This is a genomic window from Kitasatospora cinereorecta (genome assembly GCF_024172095.1).
Classification (GTDB): Bacteria; Actinomycetota; Actinomycetes; order Streptomycetales; family Streptomycetaceae; genus Kitasatospora; species Kitasatospora cinereorecta.
Genome location: NZ_JAMZDX010000004.1, coordinates 438,840 through 456,690 on the forward strand (window position 1 = coordinate 438,840; position 17,851 = coordinate 456,690).

The window sequence follows — 17,851 nt, forward strand, 5'->3', positions numbered from 1 at the left end:
GAACGATAGCGTGACGCACCGTCAGGCGGCAGTGGTCCGCGCACTGATTGCCAGACCTTGGTGCACCGTTCTTCCCTTCGACACTCGCAACCGCTACCTATGTGGGTTGTCCGTACAACTTCTTCGACCTCCCACGGGATGAGGTACCCCATGCGACTGCTGTGGAGATCCCTCGGCAGCGTTCTCACCGTTCTCGGCGCCCTGCTCGCCACCGTTCCCGCCCCGTCCGCCGCCGCGGCGACCACCAGCGGGAACCTGATCGTCAACGGTGACGCCGAGGCCGGATTCTGCACCAAGGACTGGACCGCCGCGTCCACTGTGCCCGGCTGGACGGTGGAGTCCGGCAGCCCGGACGTCGTGTGCCACTCGGCCGGCGGCTTCGGCTACCCGTCCTCCCCCGCGCCCGGCACGGCCTTCTTCGCCCCCGGCAACATGGGCGACGGCGCCATGACCCAGACCGTCGACGTCTCCTCGGCCGCAGCCGCGCTCGACGGCGGCGGCGTGACGTACAACCTCTCCGGCTGGCTCGGCGGGTGGACCGTCTACGGCGGCTACGTCGCCGTCTCGCTGCAGTTCCGCGGCACCGGCGGCCAGCAGCTCGGCGTGGCCAAGCTACCCACCGTCTCCGCCACCGACCGCGGGCTGGCCACCAAGTTCCTCGCCCGCAGCGCCACCGGCGCCGTCCCGGCCGGCACCCGCTCCGTCCAGGTCCAGGTGCAGTTCCTCGGCACCACCAACGAGACCGGCTACCTGGACAACCTCTCGCTCACCCTCAGCACCCCGGTCACCCCGCCCGCCCCGCTCGCGCCGCCGGCCTCCGCCGTACCGGGGTACGACCACGTCTTCGTGATCATGATGGAGAACACGGACTACTCCCAGATCATGAACGACCCGGCGGACACGCCGTACATCCACTCGCTGATGGCCCGCGGCGCCTCGATGGCCGACTTCCACGCCGTCTACCACCCCAGCGACGAGAACTACCTCGCCGTCGCCGGCGGCGACACCTACACCACCGGCGCCACCTACTGGCCCAACATCAACTCCCCGCAGCGCAACCTCGGTGACACCCTGGAGGCCGCCGGCAAGAGCTGGAAGGCCTACGAGCAGGGCATGGGCACCCCCTGCAACACCACCAAGGCGTACGACAGCGAGTACATGCCGGACGACGCGCCGTTCATCAACTACACCGACATCAGCGGCAATCCGGCCCGCTGCGCGGCGCACCTGTTCGACACCACCCAGCTGACCACCGACCTGCAGAGCGCCGCGACCACGCCGAACTTCTCCTGGATCGCCGCCGACGACTACTACGACGGCGAGGGCTCCGGCAACGGCAGCGCCACCAGCCTGCGGACCCAGGACGGCTGGCTCAAGCAGACCCTCGACCCGGTCCTCGCCTCCCCCGCCTGGACCCAGCAGAAGTCGCTGCTGCTGCTCACCTGGGACGAGTCGCAGTCCGAGGCCGCCAACCACATCGCCACCGTCGTGGTCGGCTCGCAGGGCACCGTCCCCGCCGGCACCGTCTCCACCCAGCGCTACGACCACTACAGCACCGCCCGCACCATCGAGGCGGCGCTCGGCCTGCCCGGACTCACCGCCAACGACACCTACGCGACGCCGATCAACTCGGCCTTCGCGCCCACCGGTTCCTCCGTCCCCACGCTCACCGGCAACACGCCGGCGGTCGCCGCGGGCGGCAACGTCACCGTCCGCTACGCGGTGCCGTCGGCGGCTCAGGCCAGCTCGACCAACTGGGTCGGGATCTACCCGGCGGGCGTCACCCCCGGCCAGCAGTCCTCGCTCAGCTGGCAGTACGCGCCGAACTCGGCCGGCGCCCTGACCTTCTCCACCGGCAAGCTGTCGGGCGCCGGCAGCTACTCGGTGTACTACCTGGCGAACGACGGCTACTCCGTCCTCGCCGGACCGCTGCGCCTCACCGTGGACTGACCCTCCCGGAAGGCTTCCGATCGCCCGGGCACTCCCCACGCGGTGCCCGGGCGATCGGGCGTCAGGCCGCCGGGCCGGTGACGGCGGCGACCGTGCCGAGGGCGGCCTGCTCGCCGGCCCTGACCGTCTCCAGCTCCGCGCGGTGCTGCTCGATCGCCGCGTTCTGCAGTTCCTGCTCGACCCCGAGCCAGAGCGGCACCAGCCCCGTGCGGCGCTTGCAGTCCAGGTCCGCGCGGGCGGTGGCCAGCTCGGCGTCGCTCGGCGCAGCGGTGTTCCAGCGCCGGTCCGAGGCGGCGGCCAGCGGATCCGGGTACGGATGGCCCCGCTCCGCCATGCAGGCCGACCAGCGGGCCACCGCCGCCCGCACCCGCGGGTCCGCCGCCGAGCGGTCGAAGCTGTCCGCGTCGATCCGGCCGGGCAGCTCCGGGGTCCCGTAGTAGCCGCCCCCGGCGGTCAGCCGGCGCTTCGCCTCACCGTCGCACCCGCCCTCGGGCACCGCCGACCCGCCGTACGTCCGCACGCTGCCGGTCAGCACCGACTCCTGCTCCGCGGACGGCGCCCCACCCGCCGCGGACCGGTCCCCGGCCGCCCAGCTCGGCGGCGCGTCCGTCGCCCGGCCCGAGATGTAGTAGCGCTTGTAGTGGTAGCCGCTGACGGCGTAGCCGTCCGCGTCGGCGCCGTAGCGGCCGATCATCACGTCGAAGTCCCGGATGTCGGTGGACGGCTGCGGCAGCCCGCCGAAGCCGAAGCGGGTCAGGCAGCCGTTGAGCAGCAGCGTGTACGCGATCCCCTGCCGCTTGACCTGTCCCGGCGTGAATTCGTAGGCCAGGACGGGCAGCGTGCCGCCGGCGGCCAGCGCCCCGGTGGCCGGGCCGACCACGGCGGCCGCCGGTCGGACCGCCTGCGGGGCCCCGGTGTGCGGCGCGCAGGCCGCCAGCAGGCCTGCGAGCGCGCCCAGGGACACCGCGGCGGTGGCAGTCCTCCTCATGACCCCTCCCTCTCGTCGATTCGCTCGCCGATTCGCTCGCCGGGCGGAGCGGTCCGGACCGACCCGCCGCCGGTGCGCGGCGGGTCGGTCCGGACCTGCGGGCTCAGCCCCACCAGGCGAAGGACTCCTGGACGTTGTACGTGTTGCCGCCGAGGTTGTTCGAGGTGTTCGGCGGCACCGAGGTGGTGCGCCCGCCGGCGCCGTAGATCGTCGCGCCGTGCACGGTGTTGTAGTTGGCGTCCGAGCCCGCGTTGTGCCAGACGCCCTGGTACTGGCCGTTGCCCGAGGTCAGGAAGGTGTACGACCCCAGGTTGGCGTCGGCGCCCCAGAAGCCGATGTTGGAGCCGCCGTAGTTGGAGTTGTAGAAGAAGCACAGGTCGCCCGCGTTGCTGTGGCTGGTGTCGCAGGCCTCGTGGATCGCGGGGCCCCAGGAGGTGGCGCTCGCCGGGGAGGCCAGCGCGAAGCCGGCGACGACGAGTCCCGCCGTCGCGGCCAGCGCGGCCGCCTTCTTCAGGTTGGTCACGGTCGTGTCCTCTTTCCCGTGCACGGCACACAGCAGTAGCCAAGTCCTGTGGTGTGCCGTGGAGTTGGTGTCCGGATCCGGCCGGTGCCCGCGGTGCCTCCGGCCATGGATCCATCAAATCCGTCGCCCGTCGCGGGGTCGAATGATTCGATGCGATTCGAAAGTCCGGCCGATCGACCGGGCCTGGAGAGGGGACCGCGCAGCCGCGTTCCGAATCGACATGAGTCCACAGGCGATGGCGAACCCACGGCGCCACCCCGGTCGAACGGGTTCCGGCCCGCCGGGGGTGTCGGGGGCGGGGATCCGGCGGGCGACACGTAGTCTCGCCCTTGCCGCGCACCGATGGTGCGCAGACCAACCGGCTTGAGGGGCGGACGACATGACGAGACTTCAAAGCCGGCTCGGGGGGCGCCTCGCGCTGTCGGCCGCCACCTGCGCGGTGGCGGTACTCAGCGCCGCTGTCCCGGCCGCCGCCTCGCCCGCGCCGCCCGGCCGCGGCGGGCTGCGGCTCACCCTTCCGGAGCCCTCGGGCCCGTACCGGGTGGGCGAGGTGGCCCTGCACCTGGCCGACGCCTCACGCCCCGATCCGTGGCAACCCGGACAGGCCCGCCGCGAGCTGATGGTCAGCGTGTTCTATCCGGCGGGCCCCGCGGACCGGCCCGCACAGCCACGGGACGCCGCCCCGTACATGCTGCCCACCGCGGCCGCGCACTTCGACGCGGTGACCGTCGACGACTACCTGCACCTGGGCGTCCCCGCCGGCCGGGCCGACTGGGCGCGCACCGCCACGCACGTCCGGCGCGCCCCCGGCGCCACCGGGCGCCACCCCGTGGTGCTCTACTCCCCCGGCCTCGGTGAGCCCCGGACGTGGGGGACCACCCTGGTCGCCGACCTCGCGAGCCGCGGGTACGCGGTGGTGACGATCGACCACACCTACGAGTCGCCCGAGGTCCAGTTCCCGGACGGCAGGCTCGCCACCCTGTCCCTGCCGGACGACCCCGGCGCCTTCATCGACAAGGCGCTGGCCGTCCGGGTGGCCGACACCGCCTTCGTCCTCGACCAGCTGGCTGGGATCGACGCCGGCGCCGATCCCGACGTGGACGGGCAGCCGCTCCCGGACGGCCTGGCCGGGGCGCTGGACCTCGCCCGGGTGGGCATGTTCGGCCACTCGATGGGCGGCACCGCCGCCGCCCTCGCGATGGACGCCGACCGCCGCATCGCCGCCGGCGTCGACCTGGACGGCAACCTCACCGACTACGCCGGCACGCCGCTGCCGGTCGCCCGGCACGGCCTGGACCGGCCGTTCCTGCTGCTCGGCAAGGACGGCCCGACCGACACCGGGCCCGGGTGGCAGGCGTTCCTGGCCAACACCCCGGGGTGGAAGCGGCAGTTGACGCTCCGCGGCAGCGAGCACGCCTCGTTCACGGACGCCGAGGCACTGATCCCGCAGCTCGGCCTGGACCGGGCCACCCGGGTCGGGGACATCGGCACCATCGAACCGGTGGACGCGGTGCGCACCACCGAGGCGTACCTGGCGGCGTACTTCGACCGCTGGCTGCGCGACGGGTGCGGCCGCCTGCTGGACGGCCCGTCGCCGCGCTACCCCGCCATGGAGTTCGTCGGCTGAACCGCCGGCCTCGACCCGCACACCGAGGGCGAACCCTGCCGGCGTACGAGCGCGGGTCACCGGTACGGCAGCTCGGCGACCACCCGGGTGCCGGCGGCCGTGGCGTGCACGGCGCACCGCGTGGAGTAGGCCTCGACGAGTCCGAGGCCGCGCCCGCCGCAGGCCGGCTCGCCACCGTCGGACGCCGGTCGCGGCGGGGGCTGCCGCCACCGGCCGCCGTCCCTGACCTCGACGGTCAGCGTGGCGCCGGCGGCCCGGACCAGTACGGCGACGTCCGGGCCGCCGCTGTGCCGCACCGCGTTGCCCGCCAGCTCGCTGACCACCAGCTCCAGGGTGTGGCCGTCCGCGGCCGGCAGGCCCCAGGAGGTGGCCAGGCCGCGGACGAAGCGCCGCAGGGCGGGCACCGACGCGGCGGTCGCGACCGCGATGCAGGCGGCCGTGCGCACCGGGGCCGGCCCGACCGGCAGCTGGTCCGGCCGGGCGCCGGCGAGGTCGATCGGGCCGGCGGGGTCTGTGGTGAGCATCGGGTCTCCCGGGTGGTGCGGGCGGCCCCCCGTCCTCCACGGTCCGGGGCGGCGGCCGGGCGAACAATAGGGATCCGCCGCTTTGGGGGTACTCCGACCCGGATGTACGTAGCTCTGGGTACCGGGCGCCGGCCGCCGGATCCCGGCCGCCGCGGCCCGCCCGTACCACGCGTCGTGGACCGTCCGCACCCCGCCGGCCTCGCGGTTCCCGGCCGTCCGCGCGGCGCGGCGGAGCGCCCGCCGCCGCCGCGGCGGCCGGGGCGGCGGACGCCAGCGCGGCGACAGCGGGTCACCGCAACGGCTGAGCGGGTGTGCGGCCGGACGGGTGAGTCGGTCACGCCTCGGGCCGTACGGGGACGGCGGCCCGAAGGCGACTCACTGCGTGCGAATCTGTTCAGAGATGTTGACTGGTGTTCAGTTGGGTCCCATATTTGGCATGCTCGGTCACCGCCCCCGCTCCAGCCCCCACCGTCAAGGAGCCCTCGTGCGCCGGTCCTTAACACGCCCTCGTCCGTTCACCGCAGCCGTGGTCAGCCTGCTGCTGAGCACCCTCACCGGCCTGGCCGTCCCCGCCCAGGCCGCCCCCGCCCCGGCCGCACCATCCACCGCCATCACCGTCGACGGCACCAAGCCGGGCCTGACCTTCGACGGCGTCGGCGCCATCTCGGGCGGCGGCGGCAACTCCCGCCTGCTCGCCGACTACCCCGAGCCGCAGCGCGGCCAGCTGCTCGACTACCTCTTCAAGCCCGGCTACGGCGCCGATCTGCAGCTGCTGAAGCTGGAGATCGGCGGCGACACCAACTCCACCGACGGCGCCGAGCCGAGCATCGAGCACTCCGCCGGCACCGTGGACTGCAACCAGGGCTACGAGTGGTGGCTCGCCGAGCAGGCCAAGGCCCGCAACCCCGACCTGAGGATCGCCGCCCTCTCCTGGGGCGCCCCCGGCTGGATCGACGGCGGCTCCGGGACGTTCTGGTCCCAGGACACCATCGACTACCTGATGAACTGGATGGGCTGCGCCGCCCAGCACCACCTCACCGTCGACTACCTCGGCGGCTGGAACGAGCGCGGCTACGACAAGGCCTGGTACGAGAACCTCAAGAAGACCCTGACGGCCAAGGGCTGGACCGGCACCAAGGTGGTCGCCGCCGACAGCGACTGGACCGTGGCCGACGCCATGAACCTCGACCCCGCGTTCAAGAACGCCGTCGACATCGTCGGCGTCCACTACCCCTGCGGCTACCTCGGCAGCTACACCTCCTGTCCCAGCACGCCCGTCGCCCAGGGCCTCGGCAAGCCACTGTGGGCCAGTGAGAACGGCTCCGAGGACGCCGACACCGGCGCACCCGCGGTCGCCCGCGCCATCAACCGGGACTACCTGGACGGGAGGATGACCGGCTTCTTCAACTGGCCCGTCATCGCCGCGCTCTACCCCAACCTGTCGTTCTCCACCGACGGCATGTCGATCGCGAACCAGCCCTGGTCCGGCCACTACAGCATCGGCAGCACCACCTGGGTCACCGCGCACACCACCCAGTTCACCGCGCCCGGCTGGCACTACATCGACGCGGCGAGCGGCTACCTCGCCGGCAACCGGGCGAACGGCAGCTACGTGACGCTGAAGTCCACCGACAACCGCAACTACAGCACCGTCGTCGAGACCCTGGACGCCACCGCCGCGCAGACCGCCGCCTTCACCGTCACCGGCGGCCTGTCCACCGGCCAGGTGCACGTCTGGTCGACCGACCTGACCTCGACCGACCCGGCGAACTGGTTCGTCCACCAGCAGGACGTCACCCCGGCCAACGGCAAGTACACCCTCACCCTCCAGCCCGGCCACGTCTACACCGTGAGCACCACGACCGGCCAGGGCAGGGGCACCGCCTCCCCGCCCCCCGCGGCGCCGCTGAACCTGCCGTACGCGGACTCCTTCGACACCCCCGCCGCGACCACCTCGCCGGCGTACTTCACCGACATGAACGGCGCCTTCCAGACGGTCGCCTGCGGCGGCGGGCGCAGCGGCACCTGCCTGCGCCAGATGGCCCCGACCACCCCGATCCGGTGGACCGACGAGCCGTACAACGCGCCGTACACCATCATCGGCGACGGCGGCTGGAGCAACTACACCGTCACCGCCGACACGATGTTCGAGCAGAGCGGCACGGTCGAACTCCTCGGCCGGGTCAACCAGCAGGGCCGCAACAACAACGGCCTGAACGCCTACCACCTCCGGGTGAGCGACACCGGCGCCTGGTCGCTCGACAAGAGCGACACCAGCTGGACCTGGACCACCCTCGCCAAGGGCACCACCGCCGCCCTCGGCACCGGCCGCTGGCACACCGTCGCGCTCACCCTCCAGGACGCGACCCTCACCGCCACCGTGGACGGCGCCACCGTCGGCACCGCCACCGACCGCAGCTTCACCAACGGCCAGGCCGGCCTCGGCGTCACCGGGTACCGCACCGAGCAGTTCGACAACTTCGCGCTCACCCCGGGCACCCCGTCCGCGCACACCGGCCCGATCACCTCCGCGCTGCCCGGCAAGTGCGTCGACGCCGCCGCGAACTCCGCCGCCGACGGCACCCGCGTCCAGCTCTGGGACTGCACCAACGCCCCTGCCCAGCAGTGGACCTGGGCCAACGGCACGCTCACCCACAACGGCGCCTGCCTGGACGTCACCGGGCAGGGCACCCTCAACGGCACCCTGGTCGAACTGTGGTCCTGCAACGGCGGCAGCAACCAGCAGTGGCTGCCGCAGCCGAACGGCTCGGTCAAGAGCGCCCAGTCCGGCCGCTGCCTCGACGACCCCGGCGCCACCACCGCCAACGGCACCCAGCTGATCATCTGGGACTGCAACGGCGGCGCCAACCAGCGCTGGCAACTCCCCTGACCTGCGGCTTCAGCCCGGCGCCTCCCCGCGCCGGGCCCACGCCCGCGCCGACAGGCGGGCCAGCAGGCGGGCGGCCGGGTCGTGTTCGTACGCGTCCCGGCCCGACGCCAGCGGGCCGGTGTAGCAGACGGCGATCACGTACGGCGGGGCGTCGTCGGGGTACACGATGCCCGCGCTGTTCCGGACCTCCGGGATCCAGCCGTTCTTGAACGCGATCCTGGTGCCCTCCGGCAGGCCGGCCGCCAGGTCCACCCGCCAGGCGTTGCGCTCCAGCAGCGACAGCAACTCCGGTTCCAGCGACCGCAGGAGGCGGACCAGATCGGCGGCTGTCACCCGGTTGTGGATGCCGGCCGCCCGGGCCGCCAGGTCCTCCACCCCGCGCGGACTGGCGCTGCGGGTCGCCCCGGCCCGCCGCCACACCTGGGCCACCGCCGCCGGGCCGACCGCGGCGAGGCAGAGGTTGGTGGCGAGGTTCGACGAGTGCGTGATCATGCGTTCGGCCAGCCACCGCAGGCTCGCGGACCCGCCCCGGTCCAGCAGCAGCCACGGCTCCGGATCGCTGTCCCACTCCCGGGTGTTGGCGAAGCTCCCGCCGGCCGCCGACGCGAACCGGTTCACCACCGGCCGCTCGGCGCCGAGGTCGATCCCGCTGCGGTGCAGCGCGGCCAGCACCGCCACCTTCATGGTGCTGGCCGCCTCGTGCAGCACGTCCGCGTTCCGCGCCACCACCGGCTTGCCGTCCAGCGGCCCCGCGACGACCGACAGCACCGACCCACCCGCCTTCCGCCCGGCCCACGTCCCGACCCCTCCACCATGCCCGCCCGCACGGCCCGATCACCCGCAGCAGCGCCGCCAGGTCACCCACCTGCCCGCGCGGCCCGGCGCCGCCGACAGCGGTCGCCCAGGACGTCCCGGCCGGGGATCACTGCGCCACGCCGGCCGGCAGCCACCGCCGCACCGGGACCTCGACCAGCAGCCGCTCCGACCACGGCCGGTCCGGCGCGGCCGCCTCCACCGCGGTCACCGGGGCTCGGTACGGAAGTCGGGGCAGGCCATGATGCACAGGCGCTTCGCCGGATCCAGCGGGTACGGCACCGTCGTCCCGGTCTCGGTGAAGCCGAGGCGCCGGTAGAACGCCCTGGCCCGGTGGTTGTCCTCCCGGACGCCCAGGGTGAGGTGCGTGCGGGCGATGTGCTCGCGGGCGAAGCCGACCGCCGCCGCCATCAGCGCCCGCGCCGGCCCGTCCGGACCGCGGTGCGCCGGGGAGACGTAAACGGCGTGGACGTGCGCGGTGTCCGGGATGTCGGTCAGCGGCGCCGCACCGGCGGTGCCCACCCAGACGCCGTCCTCGTCCACCGCCACGAACAGCCCGTCGTCGGGCGCGGTCGCGGCCCGCCGCGCCTCTTCCTGCCAGCTGTGGTCGGCGAGCGCGACCGCGTCGGTGTACCGGGTGCTGAACGCCTCCGGCGAGTCCTGCAGCGCCTCCAACCGCAGGGACCGCAGCTCGCGCCACTCCCCCGCCGCGATCCGGCGCACGTCGTACTTCATGATCCCCATCATGCCGGACGGCCGACGGCGGGCGGCGGTGCGCCCTGGCTACGATGAGGCATGGAATCGAACAACGCACGTACCGCGGCAGGTTGGGCCCGACCGCGGGCGGAGGTTCTCACCGCACTGATGGGCGCCGCAGCGCTCGGCTGGACCATCGTCGCGCTGAGCGTGCATCAGTCCGCGCTCTCGCCCGACGGTGCGGCCGATGCCGCGCTGGAGCGGATCGCCGCCGGCACGATGGCCGCCGTCGCGGCGGTGGCGGCGCTGCTGTGGAACCACCACCGGGTCGCCGCGCGCCGCCCGGGAAGCGGCGCGGGCCGGGCGTGGACGGCGTTCGCCGTCTCCGCCGCCCACCTGGTGCCCACCCTGCCGGTGATCGCGCTCGCCCCGTGGGGCTGGAAGGCCCCGCTGATCGCGCTGACGGCCGCCGTGGTCACCTGCGGCGTCCGCGAGATCGCCGCGTCGATGCCGCCCGCCGCTGTCGCGGCGAACCGGCCGGTCCCGGCGTCCGGCTGACGACCGGGCCCCGCCGTACGGCTGCGCCCGCCGGTTCCCGGACCTGCGGGCGGAGCGGCGCAACCGTCCGGCGGGGTACGCCGTCCTCCCCTCGGTGAGCGAGACCGAACCTTCCGCACCCGCCCTGAGCTACTTCAGGGCCGCGCCCGCCCTGTGGAGCGCCTGGGACATCCCGGGCTGGCGCGAGGACAGCCGCCTGCGGACCTTCTACACCTGCTTCCTGCATCCGAACATCGGCTGGGACCTCGTCGAGGAGAAGCGCAGGCTGGCCCGCGACGCCGCCTGGGCCGCCCGGCTTCGCACCAGCCTGGAGTACCTGCTGGAGCAGCAACCGGCCACGCTGGGCACCTGGCACTCCCTCACCCAGGCCGACCTGCACCTCTACTCGGAGGGCGAGCTGTACGGCTACCTGCTCGACCTGCACGCCTTCCTCTTCGGCGACCGCCCCTCCCCGCCCGACGACCCCGACCCCGACCGGCCGACCCCGCCCGCCCACTGGACGTACTGGACCAGGAACTCCTGGCGCGCGGGCCGCGCGCCGTGGGAGCACTGACGTGCTTTCAGGTGACGGGGGCCGTCCGCCATCCGATCGACCGGCCGCCGTGGGACCGTCCTCACCGGGGGTTCACCCGCCCGGGTAGGTCTCCAGGGTCGGCGGTGTCCGCCCGGGCAGCGCCGGGCCGGGGCGAGGGAGGCTGCAGGATGGACGAGGTCGAGCAGACGGGCGGACCGACGAGCCGCCGGGCGGTCCTGCGGGCCGGGGCGGGCTTGGCGGCGGGCGCGGCGGCCGGAGTGGCGGCCCCAGCCCCGGCCGCACCGGCGACCGCTCGCGCGGCCGGGGCCGAGGCCGGGGCCGGCGGGCCCGAGCGGAGCGTCGTCCTCACCGGCCGACTGGACTCCGGCGCACCCGACTTCGTGTACCTCCCGGTCGAAGTGCCCCCCGGTGTCCGGGAGATCGCGGTGGCGTACTCGTACGACAGGCCGCCCGTCCCGCCCGGGACGCCGGGCAACGCGTGCGACATCGGCATCTTCGACGAGCGAGGGACGGCGCTCGGCGGCCGCGGCTTCCGGGGCTGGTCGGGCGGGTTCCGGCAGGAGTTCGCGATCAGCCGCTCGGCGGCGACGCCGGGCTATCTGCCGGGCCCGGTCCGTCCCGGCACCTGGCACGTGGTCCTGGGCCCGTACCAGGTGGCGCCGCAGGGCCTGAACTACCGGGTGGAGGTGACGCTGCGCCTCGGCGAGCCGGGTCCGGCGTTCGTGCCCGCGTACCCGCCGGAGCGGGCGCGGGGGCGGGGCCGGGCCTGGTACCGCGGCGACTGCCACCTGCACACGGTGCACTCCGACGGCCGCCGGGTGCCCGAGGAGGTGGCGGCGGGGGCCCGGGCCGCCGGGCTGGACTTCATCGTGTCGACCGACCACAACACCCCGTCCTCGCACGGCGTGTGGGGCCCACTGGCCGGCCCGGACCTGCTGATCGTCCTCGGCGAGGAGGTCACCACCCGCAACGGGCACTGGCTGGCGCTGGGCCTGCCGCCGGGCAGGTTCGTCGACTGGCGCTACCGCTCCCGGGATGACGCCTTCCCCCGGACGGCAGCCCAAGTCCGCCTCCACGGCGGCCTGGTGGTCCCGGCGCACCCGTTCTGCCCGTACGTGGCCTGCCAGTGGAAGTTCGGTTACCGGGACTCGGACGCCGTCGAGGTGTGGAACGGGCCGTGGACCTACGACGACGAGTCGGCGGTCGACGGCTGGGACGCCCGGCTGGTGGAGGCGGTCCGCGACGGGCGGCACTGGCTGCCCGCGGTCGGCAACAGCGACGCGCACAGCGCCCCGCAGGTGATCGGCTCCCCGCACACCGTGGTGCTGGCCGAGGACCTGACCGTGGCCGACGTCCTCGCCGGGATCCGGGCCGGACACAGCTGGCTCGCCGAATCCGCCGCCGTGCAGCTGGAGTTCACGGCGACCGGTGGCGGCCTGCAGGCGGGGATCGGCGAGGTGCTGACGGTGCCGGGGCAGGCCCCGGTGGACGTCCGGCTGACCGTGGCGGGAGTGCCGGGCGGGACGGTCCGGCTGATCACCGACGAGGGGCAGCTGCACCAGGAGTCGCTGCCCGCGGACGGCGCCGGGACGGTGGTGTGGCGGACCACCGCCTCGCTCGCCTCGTACGTCCGCGCCGAGGTGCGCCACCCGCGGGCCGACGGAACGCCGGGCAGGGGCAACTCCATGGGCCCCGACCTGCCGTGGGGTCCGATGGCCGCGCTCACCAACCCGGTGTTCCTCCACAGCACGTGAGCGTCCGGCCCCGGCCGCCGGTTCGTGTCGCGAACCGTGATCACTCTTCCCTGCCGCCATACGGGTGAATCCGCCCATTCGGGGCGTTTCCCACTGCCTATGATCCTTTTCCGTGACGGACAGTGAGAGCAGTCGAGCAGCACGTGGAACGGCCGACGTGGTCGTGCTCGGCGCCGGCCCCGCGGGGCTGGTGCTCGGGAACCTCCTCCTCGCCGGCGGCGTCGACTGCGTCGTCCTGGAACGCGCCACCTCGGAGCAGGTCAAGTCCCGCTCCCGCGCGGGCTTCCTCGCCGCGAACACCGTACGGATCCTCGACCGCCACGGCCTGGCCGAGGGCCTCCACCGGCGCGGCCGGACCCACTCGACCTGCGAATTCCGCACGGAGGACGGCCGGTTCCGGCTCGACTACGCCACCCTCGGCCGCCGCGAACCGCACACCGTCCACCCCCAGCACGAACTGGTGACGGACCTGCTGACGCACTACCTGGACGCCGGCGGCCGCCTGCACTTCGCCACCGAAGCGGTCGCCGTCCACGGCGCGGACGGCGACCGCCCCTCCGTCACCGTCCGCGGCGCCGACGGCCGGACCGGCACCTGGCAGGGCCGGTACGTGGCCGGCTGCGACGGCCGGCACGGCGCGGCCCGCCGCTCGCTCCCAGCCGGCAGCGTCCGCCACCACCGCCTGGACCACGGCGTCTCCTGGCTCGCCCTGCTCGCCGAGGCGCCGCCCAGCCTGGACGCCGTCGGCTACGCGGTGCACGAGCGCGGCTTCGCCGGGCACATGGCCCGCACGCCCGAGGTCACCCGCTACTACCTGCAGTGCGAGCGCGGCACCCCACCCGGTGCCTGGTCCGAGGACCGGATCTGGGACGAGCTGGCGCTGCGGATGCGCGCCTCGGACTACGGCCCGCTGCGCCGCGGCCCGCTCCTCCACCGCGCCGTGGTCGACCTGGAGTCCGACGTCCTGGAACCCCTGCGCCACGGCTCCCTCCTGCTCGCGGGCGACGCGGCGAGCCTGATCAGCCCGTCCGCGGCCAAGGGCGCGAACCTCGCCGTGCTGGAGGCCGAACTCCTCGCCCGCGCCCTGATCGACGACCTCCGCCACGGCTCCCCGGACGCCCTCGCCGACTACTCCGCCCGCTGCCTCGAACACATCTGGCGCGCCCAGGAGTTCTCCCGCTGGATGGTCGGCCTGCTACACCGCGTCCCCGGCCCGGCGGGCGACGAGGCGGCGTTCCACGACTCCCTGCGCCGCTCCCGCCTCGCCTCGCTGCGCACCTCGTGCAGCTGCCAGGACTGGTTCGCCGAGAACTACGTCGGCGTCTGAGAACCACCTGCTTCCGCTCAACTCCGCTCGACCGAAGTGAGGTTGCTCCGCCATGACCACGATCTTCCCGACCGACACCGACCGTTTACGCGAGACCGTCGACTTCGTCCGCGAGCAGGACGCCACCACCCTCCTTCCGCTCCTGCTGCCCGGCCTGGACGCCCTGGAACTGCGGGCCCTGGTGGACCGCTGCCGCTTCGCCCACGCCGCCGTCCTGATCTTCCCGCCGACCCCCGCGGCCCTGCGCACCGTCCTCGCCGACTGCGGGCTGTCCGCGGATGCGGCCCCGCAGCCCAGCGTGGTCGTCCGCGACCGCCTGGCCGCACGGCACCGACGCGACGCGGCTGACCTCGACGTCCACATCCACCGCCCGCGCGTCACCGGCCCCGCCGGGACCGGCCGCTCGGTCGAGGTGTTCGCGCTGACCGTCCCGCCCGGCTCGGACCTCGCCCCGATCGCCGCGCACGAACGCGCCCGGGACCACGAGGCACACGTCGCCTTCGAGGTGGACCGCCCGGACCCGCTGGTCCTGCGCGGCATGTGCGCCCTCCTCGCCCGCCACGGCGCGCTCGCCGACGGCGGGGGGTACAACCCGCACGAGGACGGCACGGTCCTCTACTTCACCGCGCCCGCCGCCGCGAAGACCGGCTACCGGCGGATCGAGCTCTACGCACCCGGCGACCACCGGGACGTCCTCGCCACCCATCTCGACGCGTACCGCGCGCGACACTCTGCGGAAACGCTCCTGCGCCTGATGACCGGCGCGTGGACCACCCAGGCCCTCGCCGTCTTCGCCGACCTCCGACTGCCCGACACCCTGCACCCCGAGGCGGCGACCTCCACCGAGGCCCTCGCCCACGCCGTCGGCGCCGACCCCGACACCCTCGCCACCCTGCTGCGCTACCTCGCCATGCTCGGCGTGGTGGCGAGCGACCGGGACGGCCACCGGCTCACCGCCCTGGGCGCGCTGCTCCGCGCCGACGCCCCGGACTCCCTGCGGCCGCTCGCCCTGATGTACGGCGGCCCGTTCTACCGGTCGTTCGGCGCACTCGGCCACACCGTCCGCACCGGCGAGCCCGCGTTCGACCACCTCTTCGGCGAGAACCACTTCGACCACTTCGCCCGCCACCCCGACCTCGCCGAACTCTTCGACCGGTCCATGGCCGCCAGCTCCCGGATGTTCGAACCGCTCACCGCCCACCCGGCCGTCACCGCCGGCCACACCGTCCCCCGCCCCCGGACCGTCGTCGACATCGCCGGCGGCAACGGCGCCCTCCTCGGCCGCCTCCTCACCGCCCACCCCCACCTGCGCGGCGTCCTGCTCGAACGCCCCCACGTCGTCGAAGCCGCCCGCCGCACCCTCGACACCGCCGGCCTCGACGGGCGCTGCGCCTACCTCGCCGGCGACTTCGCGGACGTCCCGCCCGGCGGCGACGTCTACGTCCTCTCCCGGATCCTGCACGACTGGGACGACGACCGGTGCCGGGAGATCCTCCGCCACTGCGCCCGCGCCATGCACGCCGACGCCGACCTCCTCATCGTCGAACGCGTCCTGCCCACCGACGACTCGCCCTCCCTCGCCACCGCCTGGGACCTCCACATGCGCTGCAACGTCGGCGGCCGCGAACGCCGCGCCGACCACTACGCCCGCCTCCTCGCCGACGCCGGCCTCACCCTCGTCGGCCGCACCCCGCTACCACTCGAAGGCACCGTCCTCCACGCCCGCCGGGCCGACACCCCCCAGCCCACCGACAACTGACCGGCCGACCGCCTACCGTCTCGCCGAGCCCGTCCCGGACGCACCTGCCGGGCAGGCTCGGCTAGCCTGGCGGGATGGAGCACCCGGAGGAGATCGACGGGGTGGAGGTCCTCCCGTTCGCCGACGAGCAGGCGTTCGCGGACTGGCTCGGCGAGCACCACACCCGGCACGAGGGCGTCTGGCTGAAGCTGGCCAAAAAGGGTGCCGGAATCCCGTCCCTGACCAGCGACCAGGCGGTCGACGTCGGGCTCTGCCACGGCTGGATCTCCGGGCAGCGGCGCAGCCTCGACGACCGCTACTACCTGCAGAAGTACGTGCCCCGGCGGCCGGGCAGCCTCTGGTCGCGGGTGAACGTCGAGAAGGTGGCGGTCCTCACCGCCGAGGGCCGGATGCGGGAGCCGGGCCTCGCCGAGGTCCGCCGGGCGCAGGCGGACGGCCGCTGGGCGCGCGCGTACGAGTCGCAGCGCACCGCCACCGTCCCCGACGACCTGGCCGCCGCCCTCGCGGCGGACCCGGCCGCCGCCCGGGCCTTCCACGCCCTCGACCGCACCGGCCGCTACCTCGCCGGCCTCCCCCTCCTCCAGGCCGCCACCCCCGAGGTCCGGCAGGCCCGTCTGGAGCGCACGGTCCACCGCCTCGCCGCCGAAGGTCATCGCCCCGGGGACGGTCCGACGACCTAGGGACCTGACGGTCGGTCTCCGGAGGTGCGCGGGTGCTACGTTCCCTTCCCGTGACGGAGCACCAGGACGAGACCAGGGCGGCCTACGACGGGGTCGTCGAGCTGTACGCGTCATTGTTCGCGGATCGGTTGGAGACGCACCCGTTCTCGCGGAACATGATCGGCACCTTCGCCGAGCTGGTGCGCGGGACAGGGAACCCGCGGGCGGCCGATGTCGGGTGCGGACCGGGCCATCTGACCGCCATGCTGCACGACCTGGGCCTGGACGCCTTCGGTCTCGACCTCTCGCCGGGGATGGTCGCCCATGCCCGGCGGGCCCATCCGGCGCTGCGGTTCGACGAGGCGCGGATGGAGGCCCTGCCGGTCGAGGACAGCGCGCTCGGCGGCGTGCTGGCCCACTACTCGATGATCCACACTCCGCCCGTGGACCTGCCCGCGCTGCTCGCCGAGCAGGCGCGAGTCCTGGCACCGGGGGGCCTGCTCCTGGCCTCGTTCTTCGCGACCGACGGGCCGGAACCGGTCCGCTTCGACCACAAGGTGACGCCTGCCTACAGCTGGCCGGTGGACCGGTTCGTCGAGCTGCTGACCGGGGCCGGTCTCGTCACCTTCGCCCGGCTGCTCCACGATCCGGCCTCCGAACGGGGCTTCCTCGACGCCCACGTCCTGGCCCGCCTCGGCTAATGCCTCGTCGGTGCGACGGGCGACCGCATGCCGAGCCACTGCTCGGCGCCCCACGCCTCGAACCGCTCCACCTCGGTGAACCCCAGCTTCGCCGCGAGACGCATCGAACCGGCGTTGGCGGACTGCGTGGTGAGCACCACCGGCTCGCCCGGAAGCGCGCCGGCGAGCCAATCGAGCGCCGCCGCGCACGCCTCCGCGGCGTACCCGCAGCCCCACGCCCGTGGCAGGAACAGGTAGCCGAGATCGGCCTTCCCCGCGGCGGCAGCGCGACGGTGCCCCGTGGCTCTCCGGAGCAGGACCTGCCCGATCATCGACCCGTCGAGCTCGACGACGAAGCTCCCGGGCCACCGCTCGGGCACCTCGGCCAACTCGCGCTCGAGCTCGTCCCGCGACCGGGGGCCACCGAGGTAGGTGTGCACCTCCGGCGAGGCGAGCAACTCGATGAACGCCGCCCGGTCCCGGGCCTCGGGCGCACGGAGCACCAGCCGGTCGGTGCCGATCGGCGCGGGCGGCCACGCCACAGGTCCGAGATCGTCCATCCGCGCAC

At 74.2% G+C, this 17,851-nt stretch carries 16 protein-coding genes; 10 read left to right on the plus strand and 6 right to left on the minus strand.

The features are described 5' to 3' along the window. Positions 1-150 precede the first annotated feature (150 nt). The gene (locus tag FHR36_RS22170; RefSeq protein ID WP_253799917.1) at positions 151-1,950 is read left to right on the plus strand and encodes an alkaline phosphatase family protein; all 1,800 of its coding nucleotides are present in this window, start codon (positions 151-153) and stop codon (positions 1,948-1,950) included. A 61-nt stretch (positions 1,951-2,011) separates the two neighbouring features. Here the strand turns inward: FHR36_RS22170 and FHR36_RS22175 are convergent, their stop codons facing one another. Both FHR36_RS22175 and FHR36_RS22180 read right to left on the minus strand, forming a co-directional pair. Then, positions 2,012-2,938 (minus strand): hypothetical protein, encoded by a 927-nt coding sequence (locus tag FHR36_RS22175; RefSeq protein ID WP_253799918.1) that lies wholly within the window; start codon positions 2,936-2,938, stop codon positions 2,012-2,014. Positions 2,939-3,041: 103 nt separating this feature from the next. After that, the gene (locus FHR36_RS22180) at positions 3,042-3,461 is read right to left on the minus strand and encodes a hypothetical protein (protein WP_253799919.1); all 420 of its coding nucleotides are present in this window, start codon (positions 3,459-3,461) and stop codon (positions 3,042-3,044) included. Between the two features lie 379 nt (positions 3,462-3,840). Between FHR36_RS22180 and FHR36_RS22185 the strand changes: the two genes are divergently transcribed. After that, the gene (locus tag FHR36_RS22185; RefSeq protein WP_253799920.1) at positions 3,841-5,088 is read left to right on the plus strand and encodes an alpha/beta hydrolase family protein; all 1,248 of its coding nucleotides are present in this window, start codon (positions 3,841-3,843) and stop codon (positions 5,086-5,088) included. Between the two features lie 56 nt (positions 5,089-5,144). Here the strand turns inward: FHR36_RS22185 and FHR36_RS22190 are convergent, their stop codons facing one another. Then, positions 5,145-5,612 carry an ATP-binding protein gene (locus FHR36_RS22190; RefSeq protein ID WP_253799921.1) on the minus strand — a complete coding sequence of 156 codons (468 nt, stop codon included), beginning with the start codon at positions 5,610-5,612 and terminating at the stop codon, positions 5,145-5,147. A 526-nt stretch (positions 5,613-6,138) separates the two neighbouring features. Between FHR36_RS22190 and FHR36_RS22195 the strand changes: the two genes are divergently transcribed. Next, entirely contained in the window at positions 6,139-8,502 is a 2,364-nt protein-coding gene (locus FHR36_RS22195) for a ricin-type beta-trefoil lectin domain protein (protein ID WP_253799922.1), read from the plus strand. Positions 8,503-8,511: 9 nt separating this feature from the next. Here the strand turns inward: FHR36_RS22195 and FHR36_RS22200 are convergent, their stop codons facing one another. Next, positions 8,512-9,270 (minus strand): serine hydrolase, encoded by a 759-nt coding sequence (locus tag FHR36_RS22200; protein WP_253799923.1) that lies wholly within the window; start codon positions 9,268-9,270, stop codon positions 8,512-8,514. Between the two features lie 252 nt (positions 9,271-9,522). Next, positions 9,523-10,050, minus strand: coding sequence for a GNAT family N-acetyltransferase (locus FHR36_RS22205; protein ID WP_253799924.1), 528 nt, complete (start codon positions 10,048-10,050; stop codon positions 9,523-9,525). 129 nt (positions 10,051-10,179) lie between these two features. On the opposite strand from FHR36_RS22205, the gene FHR36_RS22210 reads away from it, so the two are divergent. The 7 genes from FHR36_RS22210 to FHR36_RS22240 all read left to right on the plus strand — a co-directional run bounded on the left by FHR36_RS22210 (position 10,180) and on the right by FHR36_RS22240 (position 17,304). Next, entirely contained in the window at positions 10,180-10,569 is a 390-nt protein-coding gene (locus tag FHR36_RS22210; RefSeq protein ID WP_253799925.1) for a hypothetical protein, read from the plus strand. A gap of 94 nt (positions 10,570-10,663) precedes the next feature. Then, on the plus strand, positions 10,664-11,122 hold the full coding sequence (locus FHR36_RS22215; RefSeq protein WP_253799926.1) for a hypothetical protein: 459 nt from the start codon (positions 10,664-10,666) through the stop codon (positions 11,120-11,122). A gap of 149 nt (positions 11,123-11,271) precedes the next feature. Then, the gene (locus FHR36_RS22220) at positions 11,272-12,858 is read left to right on the plus strand and encodes a CehA/McbA family metallohydrolase (protein ID WP_253799927.1); all 1,587 of its coding nucleotides are present in this window, start codon (positions 11,272-11,274) and stop codon (positions 12,856-12,858) included. A gap of 157 nt (positions 12,859-13,015) precedes the next feature. Continuing rightward, positions 13,016-14,185 carry a 4-hydroxybenzoate 3-monooxygenase gene (locus FHR36_RS22225; RefSeq protein WP_253800666.1) on the plus strand — a complete coding sequence of 390 codons (1,170 nt, stop codon included), beginning with the start codon at positions 13,016-13,018 and terminating at the stop codon, positions 14,183-14,185. Between the two features lie 52 nt (positions 14,186-14,237). Continuing rightward, positions 14,238-15,944 (plus strand): methyltransferase, encoded by a 1,707-nt coding sequence (locus FHR36_RS22230; protein WP_253799928.1) that lies wholly within the window; start codon positions 14,238-14,240, stop codon positions 15,942-15,944. Between the two features lie 74 nt (positions 15,945-16,018). Then, positions 16,019-16,624, plus strand: a complete 606-nt coding sequence (locus FHR36_RS22235; RefSeq protein WP_253799929.1) for a YdeI/OmpD-associated family protein — start codon at positions 16,019-16,021, stop codon at positions 16,622-16,624. Between the two features lie 50 nt (positions 16,625-16,674). Continuing rightward, positions 16,675-17,304, plus strand: a complete 630-nt coding sequence (locus FHR36_RS22240) for a class I SAM-dependent methyltransferase (protein ID WP_253799930.1) — start codon at positions 16,675-16,677, stop codon at positions 17,302-17,304. Here the strand turns inward: FHR36_RS22240 and FHR36_RS22245 are convergent. Beyond that, positions 17,301-17,843, minus strand: coding sequence for a GNAT family N-acetyltransferase (locus FHR36_RS22245; RefSeq protein ID WP_253799931.1), 543 nt, complete (start codon positions 17,841-17,843; stop codon positions 17,301-17,303). The two genes, FHR36_RS22240 and FHR36_RS22245, sit on opposite strands and share 4 nt — an antisense overlap. Positions 17,844-17,851: the final 8 nt, after the last annotated feature.